Below are 16,641 nucleotides of genomic sequence, written 5' to 3'. Positions count from 1 at the left end.
GGAGGGCCAGCGACCTTGCCCCTACCCGCGCAGCGCGATGAACTTGTTGTTCATGCGTCGCGCCGGACGTCGACTAGCGTTTCGTGAAAGCAACCGCGGCAACGATGATCGCGCCCTTGATCACGAGCTGCATCGGCGAGCTCACGCCGAGCAGAACAAGGCCGTTGTTGAGCGTGCCGATGATCAAGCTGCCGAACAGTGTTCCAAGGATGTAGCCGCGCCCGCCGAACAGGCTGCAGCCGCCGAGGATCACCGCGGCGATGACGTCTAGCTCCATTCCCTGCACGACGTCGGGCCGCGCGGCGTGTGAGCGCGCTGACAGCACCAGCGCCGCGAGACCAGCCAGCGTGCCGGTCAGGACGAAGGCTGCAGTCGTGACCCGTTTGGTGTTGATGCCGGAATAGAGCGCCGCAGTCGGGTTGCCGCCGACCGCATAGATGCGCCGGCCGAACACGTTATAGTGCAGCAGCAGGATGCCGATAATCATCGCCGCCAAAGTCCAGGCGATCGGAACCGGTATGCCGAGGAACGTGCCTTCGCCAAAGATCGCGAAATAGGTCTCGTTGGTGATGATCACCGGCTTGGTGTTGGTCACCATCATCGCCAGTCCCCGCGCCATGCTCAGTGAGCCCAGCGTCACCAGGAATGACGGGATCGATAGCTGCGTGGTCAGGATGCCATTGAGCAGCCCGACCAGCGCACCGGTGCCGAGCCCGGCCACGGCCCCCACGATCCAGCTGTTGTTGATCTGGCTCATCGCGAGAGCGGCCGCCATGCCCGACAGCGCCAGCGTCGAGGCAACCGACAGATCGATCTGACGCGCGATGATAATAAAGGTCATGCCGACTGCGATGATCGACACCAGCGTGGTCTGGCGCCCGATGTTCAGGAAATTGTCGACCGAGAGAAACCAGGGCGAAGACAGGCTGAACACGACCAGCAGGATCACGAAGGCGATGTACAGCATGTACGGCCGCTCGCCCCGCAGCAAATTCTGGAGAATCTTGCGGCGGCGATCAGATGGGGTCGACGAGGCGACCACGTTGGGAGCAGTCAGTTCAGTCATGCGGGAAGCTCTTGCAAGTGGCCCGGCCCGGAGGCCTGGTACATCTGGAGGAGATGATGCAGCTCTTCGGCATCATCGATCTCGCCGCGCGACAGCGTACGAGCTACACGCCCGTTGACGATCACGGAGATGCGGTCGCAGAGCTCGATCAATTCGACGAGATCGGACGAGACGACCAGGACCCCGCTGCCGTCGCGGACGGCATTCCGGATCACGGCATAGATTTCCTCGCGTGCGCCCACGTCGACGCCGACCGTCGGTTCATCCAGGAGCAGCACGCGCGGCCGCGGATCATTCCATTTTCCGAACACGACCTTTTGCTGGTTGCCGCCGGAGAGCGTCCTGACCAGGCTGAACGCGCCTGGCGCTTTCACCGAAAGCCTGGCGACCGCGGTTTCCGCACGCCTGGCGGCGGCGCGTTGCTGCATCCAGCCCCAGCGCGAGAAATGGGGAATTCGCGGCAAGGTGACGTTTCGCTCGATCGAATGGTCCAGGACCAGACCCTGCACATGCCGGTCTTCCGGCACCAGCGCGATGCCCTGCTCGATCGCATCGGCAGGCCCTCTCGGCAGCCATCCCCGGCCCTCGATCTCGATTGCGCCGCTCTCGAGCGGCCGGAGGCCAAACACTGTCTCCAAAATCTCCGTGCGGCCGCTGCCGATCAATCCGGCGAGGCCGTGGATCTCGCCCTTCAGCACGGACAGATCGACGGCACGAAGCCGGTCGTTGGACACGTCGGACAGCGACAGAACCGGCGACGGATCCAATTCACGCTTCGCGACAGGTTCGGTGCGCGGGCCCGTGGGTGCCGATCGATCGGTTCCGACGATCGCGTTCACCAGCCGCTTCATGTCGGTCTCGGCTGTGACAAACGTGCCTGCGTTAGCGCCATCGCGCAGCACCGTGACGCGCTGCGAGATCTCGAACACCTCATTGAGCCGATGGGTCACATAGATCACGCCGACTCCGCGGCGCGTCGCCTTCCCGATCGCATCGAACAGGATCCGGACCTCATCCGATGTCAGCGAGGAGGTCGGCTCGTCGAGGATCAGAAGCCGGACCTCGCCCATCAGCGCCTTGGCGATCTCCGTCATCTGGCGATAGGCGAAAGGCAGCGAGCCGACAGCCGCACTCGCATCCAGGGGAATGCCGAGCGCGTTCAGGAACGCCTCGGCCTTGGCCATCAGCGCGCGCTGCCGGACGAAGCCGAAACGCGCACGCGGCTCACGGCCGAGCAACAGATTGTCCGCAACGCTCAGGGATTCGACGAGGCTGAGATCCTGATAAACGACAGCGATCCCCGCCTCGCGCGACTTCGCCGGGCTGTCGAATTCCACCGGCCTGCCGGCGATCTCGATCGTGCCGCTGTCGAGGGCATGAACACCACTGAGAATCTTGATCAGGGTAGATTTTCCCGCGCCGTTCTCGCCCAGTAGCGCATGGACCTCGCCGGCGCGGACCTCGAGGTTGACGTCACGCAGCGCTCGCACGCCGCCGAAGCGCTTGTTGATGCCACTGACCATCACAAGCGAGGCCGACGACCGAGGTTCTGCTGCAACCGAACCGGACAGTTCCAAACTTTCCTCCCGTCGCCCCGCTAGACGCTGGTACGATGGTGACATATTGTTATTTTTGCAACTTATCCTGTTATAATTCTATCATCTCCGCCGACCTGTCAATGGCGGATCACGTCGCCGGGCCGGATCTAACCCTGGCCCTATCTCGATTTGTGCGGTTGCGAACGTCAGTAGAGACAGCCGGCCTTCCCAGCGCGGATCTGTTCAACATCAGGAACGGACCAAGGCTTCACGACGCGCTCCATTCGGTCCTGGCGGCAAGCACCCGATCATCAAATGGGGAGCGCGCTATCCCCAGGCCTTGAAATCGGCCTCGCTCATGACGTTCTGCCTCCCGATGATGACCGCGATGGAGAGCGCCAGCCCGACCGACGATGCGGCGGCGAATATGGCGGTGCCGTCGTCTACGTTGCGGAGCACTCGCGTCCGGTGGCGCGGGCTGCTCACCGGCTGGAGCCAGATCGAAGTCGTACCACTCGAACACCGTGCCGAGGGTCGTGGCCATCAGTTTCGCTGACGAATTTTCGTTTCGACGTGCTCAGCGTCTCCCCTCTCTGAACTCGCCCCATGATTGATTTTCGGATAGGCACCCTAGAATTCCGAAGATCTTCATTCGCCAAGGGCGCGTCGGGTGTGCCAATCTGTCACTGATTGGAAAGCATACCCGGCGCGGGCAAGCGTATCTTCGGACAGATGCGGGCCGACGAGCTGCATGCTGAGAGGCAACCCGTCCGCCGCCATGCCGTTCGGTAGCGTGATGGTCGGGCTGCCCGAGAAGTCGAATACCGCCGTAAAGCGCAGGATGCTGAGCAGCACGTTCGGATCGGCGCCGTATTCGCCCATCTTGGTCAGCGTTGGGATCGGAACGGGCATGGTGGGAATCAGGAGCAGGTCAATATCGCCGAACAGCGCCGCGAGGCTGCCGCAGAACTTCAACCGCTCATGATGGATCTGAGCGATCTCGAGGCCGCTGATCGATCTGCCCTGCTCGATCAGCTGCGCCAGATCCGGACCGTATTCCGACTTCCGCGACGGATAGGTCTCGAGATGCGCCTCTGCGGTCTCGATGGAGCACATCGGAATCCACATGCTCACGAGCTTCTCGTAAGCTGGGAACTTGACCTCACGAATATCGGCACCGAGGTCCGCAAGCGTACGCTCCGCTTCCAGCAAGGCGGCGACCACCTGCGGATCGATCCCGTCCTGCGTGTAGCTGCGGTCCACGCCAATCCGTAAGCCTCGCACGCCGTCACCGATCCCCGCCAGATAGTTCGGCACCGGCGCCTGAAGGGCGGTCGGATCATTGACGTCTGCGCCCGCGATGACGCCGAGCATGGCCGCGGCATCGGCTGCGGTCCGGCACATCGGCCCGACATGGTCGAGAGAGTCAGCCAGCGGGAAGACGCCGTGGCGGCTCACACGTCCCCAAGTGGGCTTGATCCCGGTCAGCCCGCACGTCGCCGACGGAAACCGGATCGAGCCGCCGGTGTCGCTGCCGATCGAGCCGAAGCAAAGTCCCGCCGAAGTGGCCACGCCCGATCCGCTTGAGGAGGAGCCGACCCAGTAATCGGTCCCCCAGGGATTGAGCGGCGCCTGGTCGTCGGGATGATGGCTCGTATAGGCGCCCTCGGTCATTTTTAGCTTGCCGAGCGTGACGGCGCCGGCGTGTTCGAGCCGGTCCACGATCGTCGCGTTGAAGGAGGGAACGAACCTAGCGTGGATCGTGGTACCTCCAGCGGTCGGCGCGAAAGTGGTGTAGCAGAGATCCTTCAATCCGATCGGCATGCCGTGCAGCGGCCCGCGCCAGATGCCCTTGGCAAGCTCGGCGTCACAGCGCTTCGCCTGCGCCATGGCCCGCTCGGCGAGGACGAGCGCGTAGCCGTGAAACTTCTGATCGAGCTTCGCGATCCGGCCCAGCATCACCTCGGTCACTTTCGAAGGTAGAAGCTCGCCGCGGCGGAACAGCTCGGAGATTTCGATGATCGACTTGTAGTGAATTGGATCTGCTGACATCTGACTGTCCTGCTGTTGTCGGAAACGGCTTCGCCCACCGGCACCGCAGACGGCCCGGTTTCGTGACTGCGCTACTCAGGGAGCGCCTAGAACTGCACGCCGCGCGTGAGGGCACCGTCGACCACGAGGTTGGTCCCCGTGATGAAACTCGCTGCCTTGCTGGCAAGGAACACCGCACCGTTCGCCATTTCCTGCGGCGTGCCCATGCGGCCGGTCGGATTCAGCGCCAGCGCGGTCTTGTAAAGCTCGGGATTGCCGTCCTTGATTTGATTCCAGACACCGCCCTCGAAATAGGTGTTGCCCGGCGACACCGAATTGGCGCGGATGCCTTTGCTGGCAAGCTGGAAGGCGAGACCTTGCGTATAGTGGATGATGGCGGCCTTGAACGTGCCGTAGGGGCCGCTCGCGAAGTCAACCTCCCGCCCTGAAACGCTGGAGATGGTCACGATCGCCGCGGCCTTGCTCTTCTCGAGATACGGCATCGCCGCATTGACCAGCCGCACGGTGCCCATCATGTCGGTGGAGAATTCCTTCTCCCAGCTCTCCTCGTCCTGTCCGATCGACAGCGCACTGACATTGGCGACGACGACGTCGATGCCGCCGAGTTTCGAGGCCATGTCCTCGACCCAGGCCTTGAGCGCCGGGCCGTTGGAGACATCGACCGAACTACCGAAGGCAGCGACGCCCTTCGCCTTGATCGCGGCGACTGCGCTATCGACGTCGGCCTGGTTGCGCGCGCAGATGCCGACATCCGCGCCTTCTGCCGCGAATGTGTCGGCGATCGCCCTACCGATCCCCTTGGTGCTGCCGGTGACGAGAACCTTTGCTCCCTTGAGTCCCAGATCCATGTCCATTCCCTCCCTCTATTGACGACTTGAAAACATGCCATGCGGCCGTTCAGAGCAGGAGCTGCTCGCGGACATTGTCCTCGTTAACCTCGCCACCCGCCAGCGACTGCGCGATCTTGCCCTTCTCCATGATGTAACAACGCTCGGCGATTGCCAGGATCGTGTCGAGGTTTTGCTCGACGAAGATGATGGTGGTCCCGAGCTCGTTCCGGAACGATCTCAGCGCCTCGCAGATGTGCTGGACGATCGAGGGCTGGATACCCTCGGACGGCTCGTCCAGGATCATCAAGGACGGATTGCCGATCAGCGCGCGGCCTATGGCGAGCTGTTGCTGCTCGCCGCCCGACATCGTGCCTGCGGCCTGCCGCCGGCGTTCCTTCAGCCGCGGAAAATACTCATAGACGAGTTCAGGCAGCTTCTTGCCGCCGGGACCGCCGATCAACTCGCCGACTTGCAGGTTTTCCTCGACGGTCATCTGCGGAAAGACATCGCGTCCCTGCGGGATGTAGCCGAAGCCCGCCCTCGCCCGCGCGTCGGCTTCGAGCTTTGTTACGTCCTGCTCCATGAAGCTGATCGTGCCACGCCAGGTTTGCAGCAAACCGATCAGGCACCGCATCAGGGTCGACTTGCCGACACCGTTACGGCCGATCACGCCGACAATCTCGCCGCGGGAGACCGACATGGTGACGCCCTGCAGAATCGGCGTCGCACCGTATCCCGCCCATAATTCCGATACGTCCAGAATCCGGTCCGTGGGATTGGGTTCAGTGAGCATGCGTCTTACCGAGATAAATTTCCGCGACTTTCGCGTCCTGCAAAATACTTTCGAGATCGCCGCGTGCGAAAATCTTGCCGAGATGCAGCACCGTGACGCGCTGGGCGACCTGGCGCACGAAGGCCATATCATGCTCGACGACAAGAACTGTCATGCCCTCTGCATTGAACGACTTGATCAACTCGCCGGTCTTGAAGGTTTCCTCCGGCGACATGCCGGCAGTCGGCTCGTCCAGCAGCAGGAGTTGCGGCTTCAGCGCCAGCGCCATCCCGATCTCGAGCCATTGCTGCTGGCCATGCGACAGCGCACCCGCGAGCTTATCGCTGTCCGGCCCCAGGTTGAGCAGAGTCAGCAGGCGATCCTCCTCGGCGATGCGTTCCGCGCCGGACAGTCGTTCCTGGAGCGCAGTCTGGATGTTTTGCCGAACCGGCAGCTCCTTGAACACGCTCGGAGCCTGCATCTTGATGCTCATGCCTCGCTGCACGCGTGCGTAGGGACGCTCCTTGGTGATGTCGACGGTATCGAACAGGATGCTGCCCTGGCTCGGCGGGTAGAGACCCACGATCAGCTTGAACAATGTGCTCTTGCCGGCGCCATTGGGTCCGATCAGGCAGTGGACCTCGCCGGCGTTGACCGTGAGGTCGACGTCGGAGACTGCGGTCAATCCGCCAAAACGCTTGGATACGCCTTTGACTTCGACCAGCGCCATGATCAGGATTCTTCCGGGTGCAAGCGACCAGCCTCCGCCATGACGGGGCTATCATCGCGCCGCCGACGTCCGCTCCACCAATCGGCAGCAAGCTTGCCGATGCCGAGCACAAAACCTTGCGGCGCCAGCATCACCGTGGCGAGCAGCAGCGCTCCCATCAGCACGAGTGCTGCCTGCTGGCTGTAGACCGTGATGGTCTGAAAGCCGAACAGCAGCAGGAACGATCCGACCAGAGTTGCGGTCAGATCGCTCCGTCCGGAGAAAGCCACCCATACGATGGGCATCGCCGCCGCAGGCAGGCCGATGCTGGACGGCGTGATGAATTGGCCCCAGGACGTGTACAGCGCACCACTCAGCCCTGCGAGGCCGCTGCCGATCACGAAGGTCAGGAGCTGGTATTTCCGGACGTCATAACCCAGCATCTCGGCGCGCTGCGGGTTCTCGCGCGTCGCCACGATGACGTTGCCGATGCCCGAATTCACGAGCATGCGCAACGCGAGATAGACGATCACGATCAGCGCGATCATGACGTAGTAGAGCGCCGATCCCTCGATATAGAAGTCGCCGACGGCGAGCGGGTCCATGCCCTTCATGCCGTTGAAGCCATTCAGCCGCGCCGGGCCGATGTGCCATTCGGGCCCCGCGGTCTGGCCGAGGAAGAAGGCAAGCACCAGCGTCGCAGACAGCGTCACGATCCCGAAGAAGATGCCGTTGATGCCACCCCAGATCATGAAATAGCCGAGGATGCCGGCCGCCACCATCGCAAGGACAACGGACAGCGCAAGCGCGGCGATCGTTGCGGTGCCGCCGCCCATGTTAATCGCGAGCACGCCATATCCGTAACCGGCGATGCCGAAGAACAAGGTCTGGCCGAACGACAGCATCCCGCCATAGCCCCACATCAGGCAAAGGCCGAGCGCCATGAATATCCAGATCAGGAAATAGGCGAAATTCCCCACATCATAGGAGTCGGCGAACAGCGGATATGTCAGTGCGCCCGCGAGCACTGCAAGGAAGCAGGACCAGAAGATCTTGCCACGTCCGAGCGTCTGCGGTCCTTCCAGCAGCTTGAACATCAAAAATTCCCTTTAGCGCCCACGACGAACCAGAACGCTGGAGAGCCCCTCGGGCAACACCCGAATGATCAAAATAACGGCGACCAGCATGCCAATCTGTCCGATGATCTGGCCGTAGCTCGCGTTCAGCGCCATCCGGATCATCGCCAGGAACACAGCGGCCGGCGCTGTTCCGAGCAGCACGTTTGCCCCTCCAATTACGACCGTAACGAAGCTTTCGACCACGAAGGTCGCCCCCATGGTCGGGATCAGCGTCATCGTTGGCGCGTAGAGCGCCCCACAAAGTCCGGCAAGGCCGGTGCCGATCCCGAAACTGATCGAATAGATTCGGCCCGTTCGCGCGCCCAGCGCCTTCGCCATCGCCGCATTCTGCATCGTCGCCCGGGCGATCACACCAAAGCGCGTCTTCATGAAAACGATGTAGAGACCGCCCAGCACGGCCACCGCGCAACCGAACAGAACCAGACGATAGGTCGAAAACGTGTAGCCGCCGATTGCGAAGCTTCCTTCGGGCGTTCCGATGCCCCGCACGGCTGAACCGACAATCAGGAGCATCGATTGCGTCACGATGAGGCTGAGCCCCCAAGTGGCGAGCAGAGAATCCAGCGGCCGCTTGTAGAAGCGCCGCACGATCAGGAACTCGACGGCGACACCGATGAGTCCCGCCGTCAGCGCGGCCAGGATCTGGGCAATCGCGAGCGGAACGCCCAGATTCACCAGGCCAACGGTGACATAGGCGCCGCACATGATGAACTCGCCATGCGCCATATTGATGACGCCCATCATGCCGAACACGATAGCGAGACCTGCGGCCGAGAGAATGAGGAACGCGAACACGTCGGCGAACTGATAGAATACCGAGAATACTTCAGCCGACATCTTGGTCCCTTTGTCGATCCCGGCGCCGCATCGTTGCGGCGCCGGCCTTGTCCAAGAGCACAACTCTCAATACGAGCAAAATCCGTGCCCGTCAGGCGTCACGATTTCTTCGGGAGATGGCTCGGCGTGTACTGGTCCTTGTCGTTCTTCTTGGTGAGATCGCAACCGATTTCGCCAAGCCAGTACGGCTGGATCGTCCCATAGTCCTTCTCGACCTTCACCTCATGCTTCGGCCCGACCGAGATCAGGCGCATGCGGTGCGAGGTGTGCTGGCTCTTCGGATCGATGCACACCTTGCCTTCGGGAGCGTCGATGCATGCATCGCCGGTCGCGATGACCTTGCGCATGTCGTCGAGCTTGATCGACTTCGCCTTCTCGACCAGCGCCTTGTACATGTAGAGCGCATTATAGGCATTGTAGCCCATGTCGTTGATGTAGAGCTCGTCAGGGAATTTCGCGTGCCAGCGCTTCTTGAACTCGGTAGCCTCTGGCGTGTCGATCTCCTCGAACCAATTCGCAGTCGCATGCATGTTGTTAAGCGCCGGCGGCTTGAACCGCTTGTGCTCGAAGCCGAGCATGACCTTGATCGACGATCCCATCGGCAGATTGAGGTTGGCCGCAGCCGCCTGCTCGAAGAATGAATCCTGGGCAGCGCCGACATTGATCGTGAGCAACCAATCCGGCTTCGCCTTCTGGATGTTCTGGATGGTCTGCGCGAACTGCGACACGCCGAGCGGAATGAACTCCTCGCCGACGACCTCGCCGCCGAGATCCTTCATGATCTTGCGGTTCCACTCCGCGGAAATCTGACCGAAATTGTAATCGGCGGCGATGACATAGACCTTCTTGCCGAACTTCTCGACCATCCATGGAATCAGCGTCGAGAATTGCTGCTCCGGCACCGCGCCCATGCTGATCATGCTGGCGTCGCAGACACCGCCTTCATACTGGTTGGTGTAGAAGTACGGTGTCGAGGTGCGATCGACGATGGGACGCAGCGCCTCGCGCGAGGCCGAGGTGATGCCGCCGATCAGCACGTCGACCTTGTCGCGGTTGAGCAATCGACGGCCGAACTCCTGATAGCGCGCGTTGTCGCCCTGCGGATCGAGGTGAATCAACTCGATCTGCCGACCAAGGATACCGCCGCTCTTGTTGATCTCTTCGACGGCCAGCTGCGAGCCGTGCAGCTTCGGCATGCCCATGAAGGCGAGATCGCCCGACACGTCCTCGAGCAGACCCACCTTCAACGGTGGTTCCGCGGCCCGAGCAACGGTCATTGCCGCTGCGGTACCGAGCATGGCGCCGAGCAAAACCATCCCTAACTTGCGTCCCGAACTCATCGTGATATCCCCTGTTTCTGAAAGCGACTGGATGTCATGGCTTGAGGTAATTCTTCAGGATCGATGCTCCCATCGTGTATTTAGGGTCGACCATGTTGCCGAGGCGCATCCGCCCGGCTTGGCTGAGCAGCATGTAGGCGTCGATCTCGTCGAAGCCGTAGTCGGCCGCCATCCAGCGCACGAGCTCGCGATAGGCGATACGCGCCGCGTCCTCGAGCGGACGCGCGCTGCCGATCGTCATGATGAAGTCCTTGGTCTCGAGCCGCGGCCAGGCAAAGCTCCAGTTCTTGATCAGGTCGACCTGCAGCGTGACGGTCGCGCGCTGCTCGAGCGCCACGCCGGAGAGCTCACCGTCGCCTTGCGTCGCATGGCAGTCGCCGACGTAGAGCATCCCGCCGTCGGTATGCACCGGGAAGTAGATGATCGCGCCAGGCGCGACGTCGGGCAGATCCATGTTGCCGCCGTGGTAGTCAGGCTGCAGCGACGAGATCGCCTCGATCTCCGGCGAGACGCCGATGGTGCCGATGAACGGCTCGTAGGGCAGCGTGATCTTGTCGTTCCAGCGTATGCCGTTCCTGTCGACATGCAGCTTCTTCACGCGCTCCGGCAGGGGCGGATTGAGCAGCGCCGTCGAGCTTGTTCCGACCAACCCGCCGAATTCCGGAATGATGCAGGTCGTACCGGCCGGCTGTTCACCCCGCGTCTCGACGTCGCGGATGTAGATCGCGAGGCAATCGCCCTTCTTGGCGCCCTTGACGGCGATCGGCCCGCATTGCGGGTTGAGATAGGGAAAGTTCAGTTTGGCGGTGGGGCTGTCGCTCTCGCTGGTGAGCACACCGCCGAACGCATCCTCCGTCTCGACAACCACCACTCCGCCGGGGTCGATCGACAGGGTCGGCTTTGCATAGGGACCGTAGACGTAGTGGAAGCCGCCCTGCTCTTCGATCGTCAGGCTATGCGTCGCCCCGGTCGCGCCTTTGGCGACCGCACGCTTGGCCATGATGGAATTCTTCACCCAGTCTTCTGCAGACATACGAATGGCTCCTCAACTCAGATCCCGGGATGACGCTTGTGCCAGTCGGTGACGCGCTGGAACGCATCGCCCGCGCGAACGAGGCCGGCCTCATCGAAATGACGACCGACGAACTGGAAGCCAACCGGACCGCCATTCGCGGCGAAGCCGCCGGGTAGCGTCACGGTCGGGCTTCCCGTCATGTCGAACGGGCATGTGAAGCGAAGCAATCCTGCGATCAGCGATGCGTCCTCGCCGAGCGACGCCATCTTGGCGAGCGTGGGCGCGGCGAACGCCTGGGCCGGCACTGCGAGGAGATCGACCGATTCGAACAGAAGGCGGACGGCGCCACGAAACGCTTCGCGCCGGAGCACGATCTTCTGATAGTCCATGCCGGACTGCTGCCGACCGAGATCGAGCAGGCCAGCGAGTGCCGGGCCGTACTCGTCCTTGCGCGCGGGATAGGTGTCCTCGTGCGCGACGGCGACCTCGATGCCGCACAGCGGGAACCAGTCATCGATGACCGCCTTGGGATCGGGGAACGCGATCTCCTTGATCTTCGCGCCGAGATCGGCCGCTACACGCAGACCCTCGGTCAACACCTTGGCCGCATCGCCATCGGTGCCTTCGCTGGTCCAGCGCCGGTCGACGCCGATCGTCACGCCGCGAAGGTCGCCGGACAAACTGGCGAGATAGTCAGGTACGGGCAGCGGAACCGACGTCGTGTCCTTGGGGTCCTGACCCGCGATCACGCCGAGGATGGCGCCGCAATCGACCGCGCTCCTTGCCATCGGGCCGATATGATCCAGCGTCGCCGCAAGCTCGAATGCGCCGTAGCGGCTGACGCGCCCCCAGGTCGGCTTGAGCCCGGTGACGCCGTTAGCCGCGGACGGAAAGCGGATTGATCCGCCCGTATCGGTGCCGAGCGAGCCGAAGCAGAGGCCCGCCGCAGTAGCGACGCCGGAGCCGCTCGAGGATGCGCCGGGCCAGAGATCCGCGTTCCACGGGTTCTTCGGTGGGTCGATCTTCGGGTGATGATCGGCGTACGCGCCCTCGGTTTGCTGCAGCTTGCCGAGGATGATGGCGCCGGCATCCTTCAACCGCGCAACTACCGTTGCATCCTCGGTGGGACGGAAATCTCGATGAATGGTCATGCCATGGGCCGCCGGCGCGCCCTTGGCCCAGCAGAGATCCTTGACCGCCACTGGCACACCATGCAGCGGCCCCTTGATCTTGCCGGAAGCGATCTCCTTCTCGGCCGTGGCAGCGTCCGCGAGCGCCGAGTCAGCCATCACATAAGCGAAACTCTTGAGCTTGCCGTCGAGCTTCTCGATCCGCCCGAGCATCGCTTTGGTCGCTTCGACCGGCGACAGCTCCTTCGCCTGGATCTTCCGCCCGACGTCGACGAGTCCGAGATAGTGGAGATCTGTTGCCGCCATCGTTCTTCTTCCTCACACTCGATGTGACGCGCGGTCGTCTCCGCGCATGCGTCACCGTTCTGGCGACGCGGACGCATCGCCAGCTTCCTTGGCGGCAAACGAAAAAAGCCACCCGTCCCTCCCGAATGAGGCGACGAATGGCTCAAATGCCGCGGCTATGATCTATCGCTTAGGGGCCGCAATCGAACGAAGCACTTAGTGCAAGGAGCTGGACGTCATCGGCCAGATCGGCGCACGCGAGGTTCGACAGGTAGCCCTGTAGGAGAAAAGTCTAAGTAACTGCCCATCGCATTGTCAACGATGCTCTCTGCCTAAATTTCGATAGTGCTGCGCAGCAAAACGGCAAGCCACTTGCACTGTCATCGCCGATGATGATTTCATCTTCGCGTTGCACTACCGAAAGTCGTCAATGACAAAACCGTCTGTTCCCGTTGGCATCATCTGCTCACAGTCCGGGCCATATCAGGCTATGGGCCGCGAGATCCTCAAGAGCGCGATGATGGCGGTCGACGAGATCAACAACCAGACGGAGTTCGGCTTCTCGATTGCCGCTCATATCCGCGATCCTCGCGGCATCATCTCCGAATACCATACGGTCTGCGACGATCTCATCCGCAATGTCGGCGTCGAGCACATCATCGGCTGCTACACGTCGGCGTCGCGCAAACAAGTTCTGCCGATCGTGGAGCGCACCGATCGCCTGCTCTGGTATCCTGCGCGCTACGAGGGCTTCGAGTGCTCCGACAACGTCATTTATGTCGGCGCCTCGCCCAATCACAACGTCCTGCCGCTCGTCCGGTACGTGCTCGACAATCTGTCACGGGAGATCTTCTGCGTCGGCTCCAATTACGTTTGGACATGGGAGACCAATCGCGTCACCCGGGAGTTGGTCAGCGCGGCAGACGGCCACATCCTGGCCGAACGGCTGCTCGAACTCGGCGAAAGCGCCGTTGGGCACATCGTCGACGAGATCGTCCGCCGCAAGCCGCCGATCGTCTTCAACACGTTGGTCGGAAGCTCGAGCTACGACTTCATTCGCGCCTTCCACGCCGGCACCAAGGCCGCCGGGCTCGAGATTCCGATGCTGAGCTGCAGCCTGTGCGAACCGGAACTGTCGATCGTCGGACCGGCGTCGGCCGGCTGCATCACGTCATCGGCCTATTTCGAGAGCATCCGCCTGCCGGAGAACCGCGCATTCGTTGCACGCTGGAAGGCGCGCTATGGCGACGACAGCAGCCCCTCGGTCGACGGGCAGTCCGCCTATGTCGCCGTCTATCTGCTGGCGCGCGCGTTGCAGCGCGCTGGCACATCGAACATCGCCGAGGTGCGGCGCGCCGCGGCCGGCCATCGCTACAATTCGCCGCAAGGACCGGTCTGGATCGACGGCGGCAACAATCATTGCGTCCTTACACCGCGGCTTGCCGTTTCCAATCCGCGAGGACAGTTTGATATCTTCTGGGAAGCCGACGCGCCTGTTAAGCCTGATCCTTACCTGACGCAGCTCGACGTTGCCGTCAGCCCTTCGAGGGAGACCTCGGCGGGCGGCGCATTGCCGAATGCGCCGCATTTGCGGGTTGTAAAATGAGCAGACCGTCTTCATTTTCGCTGCGCGGGCGTAAGGCAATCGTCGCCATCAAGGACGAACGCGACGCAACCATCGTGCGACGCCAGTTCGAGCGTCTTGGGGTCGACAGCATCGCGTGGGAGCCGACAGAGGCGATCGACTTCGCGCCGGATCTGGCGTTGATCGATGACGAGTTCCTGCCTTTGACGCAACCGGCACGACGCGCGTTCCTGGGACGCTGCCCGGTCATCGCCCTGCTCGGCACCGAAACGCCAAGCCGGCTGAAGCTAGTGTTCGAGCTCGATCCAGCCTCGTTCCTGGTCAAGCCGTTGCGTTCGGCCGGCATCTACGCGGCGCTCGTCATGGCAATCGAGCGAAGCGAACGCACCAGCGAATTGAAGCAGCAGGTGCTCAAGCTCGAGCAGCGTCTTCGGTCGCGTCGCGTCGTGCTCGCCGCCGTTCTCCAGGTGATGCACTCGCACGCGCTCGCAGAACCAGCCGCCTTTGCGCTGATCCGCAAAGCCGCCATGGAACAACGCAAGACGATCGAAGAACTTTCGGCGGAGATTACCGCCAAGGGCATGCTCCCGCGCGCAACCGGCTAGCTCACTTCCATACGTGTGTATTCCTCACCGCACTTCGCCTGACCTACCGGCAATGGTGGGGCGTAGGCTGATCTACGCCGAATGGCTCAAGTTTCGCGAGGACATCGTGACCGGATTCAGAGTTGCGGAGGCGAGCTTGGAGTCCAGTCTCTACAGTCTGTACAAGACCTGAGCGGAGTCTATTCACGAGCTTGCCGGTCGAAAATAGTGCCCTGCCCCGAACGGGGCGGCGTCAGGGAGAGCCTGTTTCGGCCGATGGCAGACTGATGATCCGCGGCGCGCCGACCTCGCGGCGCAATGGCGCGCCGAGCACAAGTGAGAGCCGATACGAAGCGTCGGTGAGCCGGGACGCCAGCGCCTGGAGGTCGGCCTGACGGATGCGTTCGATTGGGCCGCTCACGGTCATGGCGCCCACCAGCGCTCCGTCGTGGCCGAAAACGGCGGTGGAGAGGGAGGCCGTCACAGCGTCGTAGATTCCGGAACTGACGAAGACCTGCACGCCGCCATCCGTGCGGTCTGCCCAGCGCGCCGTCCGCAGCACTTGTCCCGTCGAGGTCAAATCGAGTGGCGCGAGGTTTGTGGGCCGCGCGACGTCGCGCACGAGCTGCGGCGAATCCACCCGAAACAGACAGAGCCGGCTATCGCGTTCACGCACGTGGAACGCACTGCTCTCCAACGTCTCCTGGCTTAGCCGCTGAAGGACCGGCAGCACATGCTGTTCGAGATTGAAATTGGCCCGATAGGTGGTGCCGAGCTGGAATGTCTTTGCGCCGAGCGCGTAGCGGCCGTCGCTGAGGCGGACGACGTAGCCGGCTTCATCCAGCGACACCAGCGAGCGCATCACGGTCGGTTTCGCCAAGCCCGTGATCTTGGCGATGTCGGCCAGGCTGCGCGACCCGGCTCCAGCGAAGGTATCCAGGATCGCCAACGCCCGTTGCACGGCGGCGACCCCTTGCGTCTTGGGCATCGAAAATCCCTGTCCTGCCGATTTTCGGTTGACCTCGGCTCGTCACCGTTACACTATGCGTAACGCCGTTCCATTTTCAATGGGGTTGATATGGCCGTAGGGTTCAGGATCCTTTCCCGCAAGCGTGTTGTCGCAAGCGAATGGGTCGAACGGGCTCGCGCCCTTCCGGTCGCCAACATCAGCGATGTGATGTCGCGCATGGCCGCTGGCGGCGCCACGCTCCGGCCGATGCATGCGGCTGGCGGCATGGCCGGTCCCGCTTTGACCGTGAAGACGCGCCCCGGCGACAATCTGATGGTCCACAAAGCGCTCGACATCGCGGTTGCCGGCGACGTCATCGTGGTCGATGCGGGCGGCGACCTCAGCAACGCAATCTTCGGCGAGATGATGCTCGCGCAGGCCGCCCGGCGCGGCGTCGCCGGCATCGTTATCCATGGCGCGATCCGCGATGCCGCTGCGATCCGGGCAAACCCCCTTCCCGTTTTCGCGGCGGGTGTCACCCATCGCGGTCCGTACAAAGACGGTCCGGGCGAGATCAACGGACCGATCGCGATCGGCGGCATGGTCATCCAGTCCGGCGATTTGGTGCTGGGCGACGACGACGGCGTGCTAGCCGTCGCCATCGACGATTGCCGAGCGGTGATCGAGGCAGCCGAAGCCAAGCAGTCTGCCGAGACCAAGCAAATGGCGGCGATCGAAGCCGGTACGCTCGATCGTAGCTGGGTCGACGCCTCGCTCCGACGTCTCGGCTGCGAGATGCCAGAGGTCTAG

General features: G+C 62.6%; 16 protein-coding genes. 3 read left to right on the top strand and 13 right to left on the bottom strand.

What is annotated here, in order from left to right:
* Positions 1-73 precede the first annotated feature (73 nt).
* From AB7290_RS14805 to AB7290_RS14750, 12 genes are all read right to left on the bottom strand, one after another.
* Complete coding sequence (locus AB7290_RS14805) at positions 74-1,066, bottom strand: ABC transporter permease (RefSeq protein WP_085404257.1); 993 nt, start codon at positions 1,064-1,066, stop codon at positions 74-76.
* Positions 1,063-2,643 (bottom strand): sugar ABC transporter ATP-binding protein, encoded by a 1,581-nt coding sequence (locus AB7290_RS14800; RefSeq protein ID WP_094184400.1) that lies wholly within the window; start codon positions 2,641-2,643, stop codon positions 1,063-1,065. The genes AB7290_RS14805 and AB7290_RS14800 overlap by 4 nt, the downstream gene beginning before the upstream one ends.
* Positions 2,644-2,931: 288 nt before the next feature.
* Positions 2,932-3,063, bottom strand: coding sequence for a hypothetical protein (locus tag AB7290_RS14795; protein WP_256468556.1), 132 nt, complete (start codon positions 3,061-3,063; stop codon positions 2,932-2,934).
* Positions 3,064-3,252: 189 nt separating this feature from the next.
* Entirely contained in the window at positions 3,253-4,656 is a 1,404-nt protein-coding gene (locus tag AB7290_RS14790) for an amidase (RefSeq protein WP_354130344.1), read from the bottom strand.
* Between the two features lie 86 nt (positions 4,657-4,742).
* The gene (locus AB7290_RS14785) at positions 4,743-5,504 is read right to left on the bottom strand and encodes an SDR family NAD(P)-dependent oxidoreductase (protein WP_028158375.1); all 762 of its coding nucleotides are present in this window, start codon (positions 5,502-5,504) and stop codon (positions 4,743-4,745) included.
* A 49-nt stretch (positions 5,505-5,553) separates the two neighbouring features.
* The gene (locus tag AB7290_RS14780; RefSeq protein WP_038942017.1) at positions 5,554-6,279 is read right to left on the bottom strand and encodes an ABC transporter ATP-binding protein; all 726 of its coding nucleotides are present in this window, start codon (positions 6,277-6,279) and stop codon (positions 5,554-5,556) included.
* Entirely contained in the window at positions 6,269-6,988 is a 720-nt protein-coding gene (locus AB7290_RS14775) for an ABC transporter ATP-binding protein (RefSeq protein WP_085404254.1), read from the bottom strand. The genes AB7290_RS14780 and AB7290_RS14775 overlap by 11 nt, the downstream gene beginning before the upstream one ends.
* A 2-nt stretch (positions 6,989-6,990) precedes the next feature.
* Entirely contained in the window at positions 6,991-8,064 is a 1,074-nt protein-coding gene (locus AB7290_RS14770) for a branched-chain amino acid ABC transporter permease (protein WP_085404253.1), read from the bottom strand.
* Between the two features lie 12 nt (positions 8,065-8,076).
* Complete coding sequence (locus tag AB7290_RS14765; RefSeq protein ID WP_028151201.1) at positions 8,077-8,943, bottom strand: ABC transporter permease subunit; 867 nt, start codon at positions 8,941-8,943, stop codon at positions 8,077-8,079.
* 98 nt (positions 8,944-9,041) lie between these two features.
* Positions 9,042-10,259, bottom strand: a complete 1,218-nt coding sequence (locus AB7290_RS14760) for an urea ABC transporter substrate-binding protein (RefSeq protein WP_084795064.1) — start codon at positions 10,257-10,259, stop codon at positions 9,042-9,044.
* Positions 10,260-10,317: 58 nt separating this feature from the next.
* Entirely contained in the window at positions 10,318-11,316 is a 999-nt protein-coding gene (locus tag AB7290_RS14755; protein ID WP_085404252.1) for an acetamidase/formamidase family protein, read from the bottom strand.
* 17 nt (positions 11,317-11,333) lie between these two features.
* On the bottom strand, positions 11,334-12,734 hold the full coding sequence (locus tag AB7290_RS14750; RefSeq protein WP_085404251.1) for an amidase: 1,401 nt from the start codon (positions 12,732-12,734) through the stop codon (positions 11,334-11,336).
* Between the two features lie 409 nt (positions 12,735-13,143).
* Between AB7290_RS14750 and AB7290_RS14745 the strand changes: the two genes are divergently transcribed.
* A complete protein-coding gene (locus AB7290_RS14745) occupies positions 13,144-14,319 on the top strand; it encodes a transporter substrate-binding domain-containing protein (RefSeq protein WP_063982316.1) in 1,176 nt (391 codons plus the stop codon).
* Positions 14,316-14,903, top strand: a complete 588-nt coding sequence (locus AB7290_RS14740) for an ANTAR domain-containing response regulator (protein WP_085404250.1) — start codon at positions 14,316-14,318, stop codon at positions 14,901-14,903. The genes AB7290_RS14745 and AB7290_RS14740 overlap by 4 nt, the downstream gene beginning before the upstream one ends.
* Before the next feature lie 232 nt (positions 14,904-15,135).
* Here AB7290_RS14740 and AB7290_RS14735 read toward each other — a convergent pair whose 3' ends face one another.
* Positions 15,136-15,870 carry an IclR family transcriptional regulator gene (locus AB7290_RS14735; protein ID WP_085404249.1) on the bottom strand — a complete coding sequence of 245 codons (735 nt, stop codon included), beginning with the start codon at positions 15,868-15,870 and terminating at the stop codon, positions 15,136-15,138.
* 90 nt (positions 15,871-15,960) lie between these two features.
* Here AB7290_RS14735 and AB7290_RS14730 point away from each other — a divergent pair, with 90 nt between their 5' ends.
* Positions 15,961-16,641, top strand: coding sequence for an RraA family protein (locus AB7290_RS14730; protein WP_085404248.1), 681 nt, complete (start codon positions 15,961-15,963; stop codon positions 16,639-16,641).

The organism is Bradyrhizobium sp. 613_E4_N2_2, assembly GCF_052075995.1.
Lineage (GTDB): Bacteria > Pseudomonadota > Alphaproteobacteria > Rhizobiales > Xanthobacteraceae > Bradyrhizobium > Bradyrhizobium barranii.
This window is presented reverse-complemented; position numbering and strand designations above follow the sequence as displayed.

Excerpts from the sequence above, each read along its gene's own strand:
- AB7290_RS14760 (WP_084795064.1), bottom strand. The coding sequence starts at position 10,259 with ATGGTTTTGCTCGGCGCCATGCTCGGTACCGCAGCGGCAATGACCGTT.
- AB7290_RS14785 (WP_028158375.1), bottom strand. The coding sequence starts at position 5,504 with ATGGATCTGGGACTCAAGGGAGCAAAGGTTCTCGTCACCGGCAGCACC.
- AB7290_RS14780 (WP_038942017.1), bottom strand. The coding sequence starts at position 6,279 with ATGCTCACTGAACCCAATCCCACGGACCGGATTCTGGACGTATCGGAA.
- AB7290_RS14735 (WP_085404249.1), bottom strand. The coding sequence starts at position 15,870 with ATGCCCAAGACGCAAGGGGTCGCCGCCGTGCAACGGGCGTTGGCGATC.
- AB7290_RS14805 (WP_085404257.1), bottom strand. The coding sequence starts at position 1,066 with ATGACTGAACTGACTGCTCCCAACGTGGTCGCCTCGTCGACCCCATCT.
- AB7290_RS14740 (WP_085404250.1), top strand. The coding sequence starts at position 14,316 with ATGAGCAGACCGTCTTCATTTTCGCTGCGCGGGCGTAAGGCAATCGTC.
- AB7290_RS14730 (WP_085404248.1), top strand. The coding sequence starts at position 15,961 with ATGGCCGTAGGGTTCAGGATCCTTTCCCGCAAGCGTGTTGTCGCAAGC.
- AB7290_RS14770 (WP_085404253.1), bottom strand. The coding sequence starts at position 8,064 with ATGTTCAAGCTGCTGGAAGGACCGCAGACGCTCGGACGTGGCAAGATC.
- AB7290_RS14755 (WP_085404252.1), bottom strand. The coding sequence starts at position 11,316 with ATGTCTGCAGAAGACTGGGTGAAGAATTCCATCATGGCCAAGCGTGCG.
- AB7290_RS14790 (WP_354130344.1), bottom strand. The coding sequence starts at position 4,656 with ATGTCAGCAGATCCAATTCACTACAAGTCGATCATCGAAATCTCCGAG.
- AB7290_RS14745 (WP_063982316.1), top strand. The coding sequence starts at position 13,144 with ATGACAAAACCGTCTGTTCCCGTTGGCATCATCTGCTCACAGTCCGGG.
- AB7290_RS14775 (WP_085404254.1), bottom strand. The coding sequence starts at position 6,988 with ATGGCGCTGGTCGAAGTCAAAGGCGTATCCAAGCGTTTTGGCGGATTG.
- AB7290_RS14765 (WP_028151201.1), bottom strand. The coding sequence starts at position 8,943 with ATGTCGGCTGAAGTATTCTCGGTATTCTATCAGTTCGCCGACGTGTTC.
- AB7290_RS14750 (WP_085404251.1), bottom strand. The coding sequence starts at position 12,734 with ATGGCGGCAACAGATCTCCACTATCTCGGACTCGTCGACGTCGGGCGG.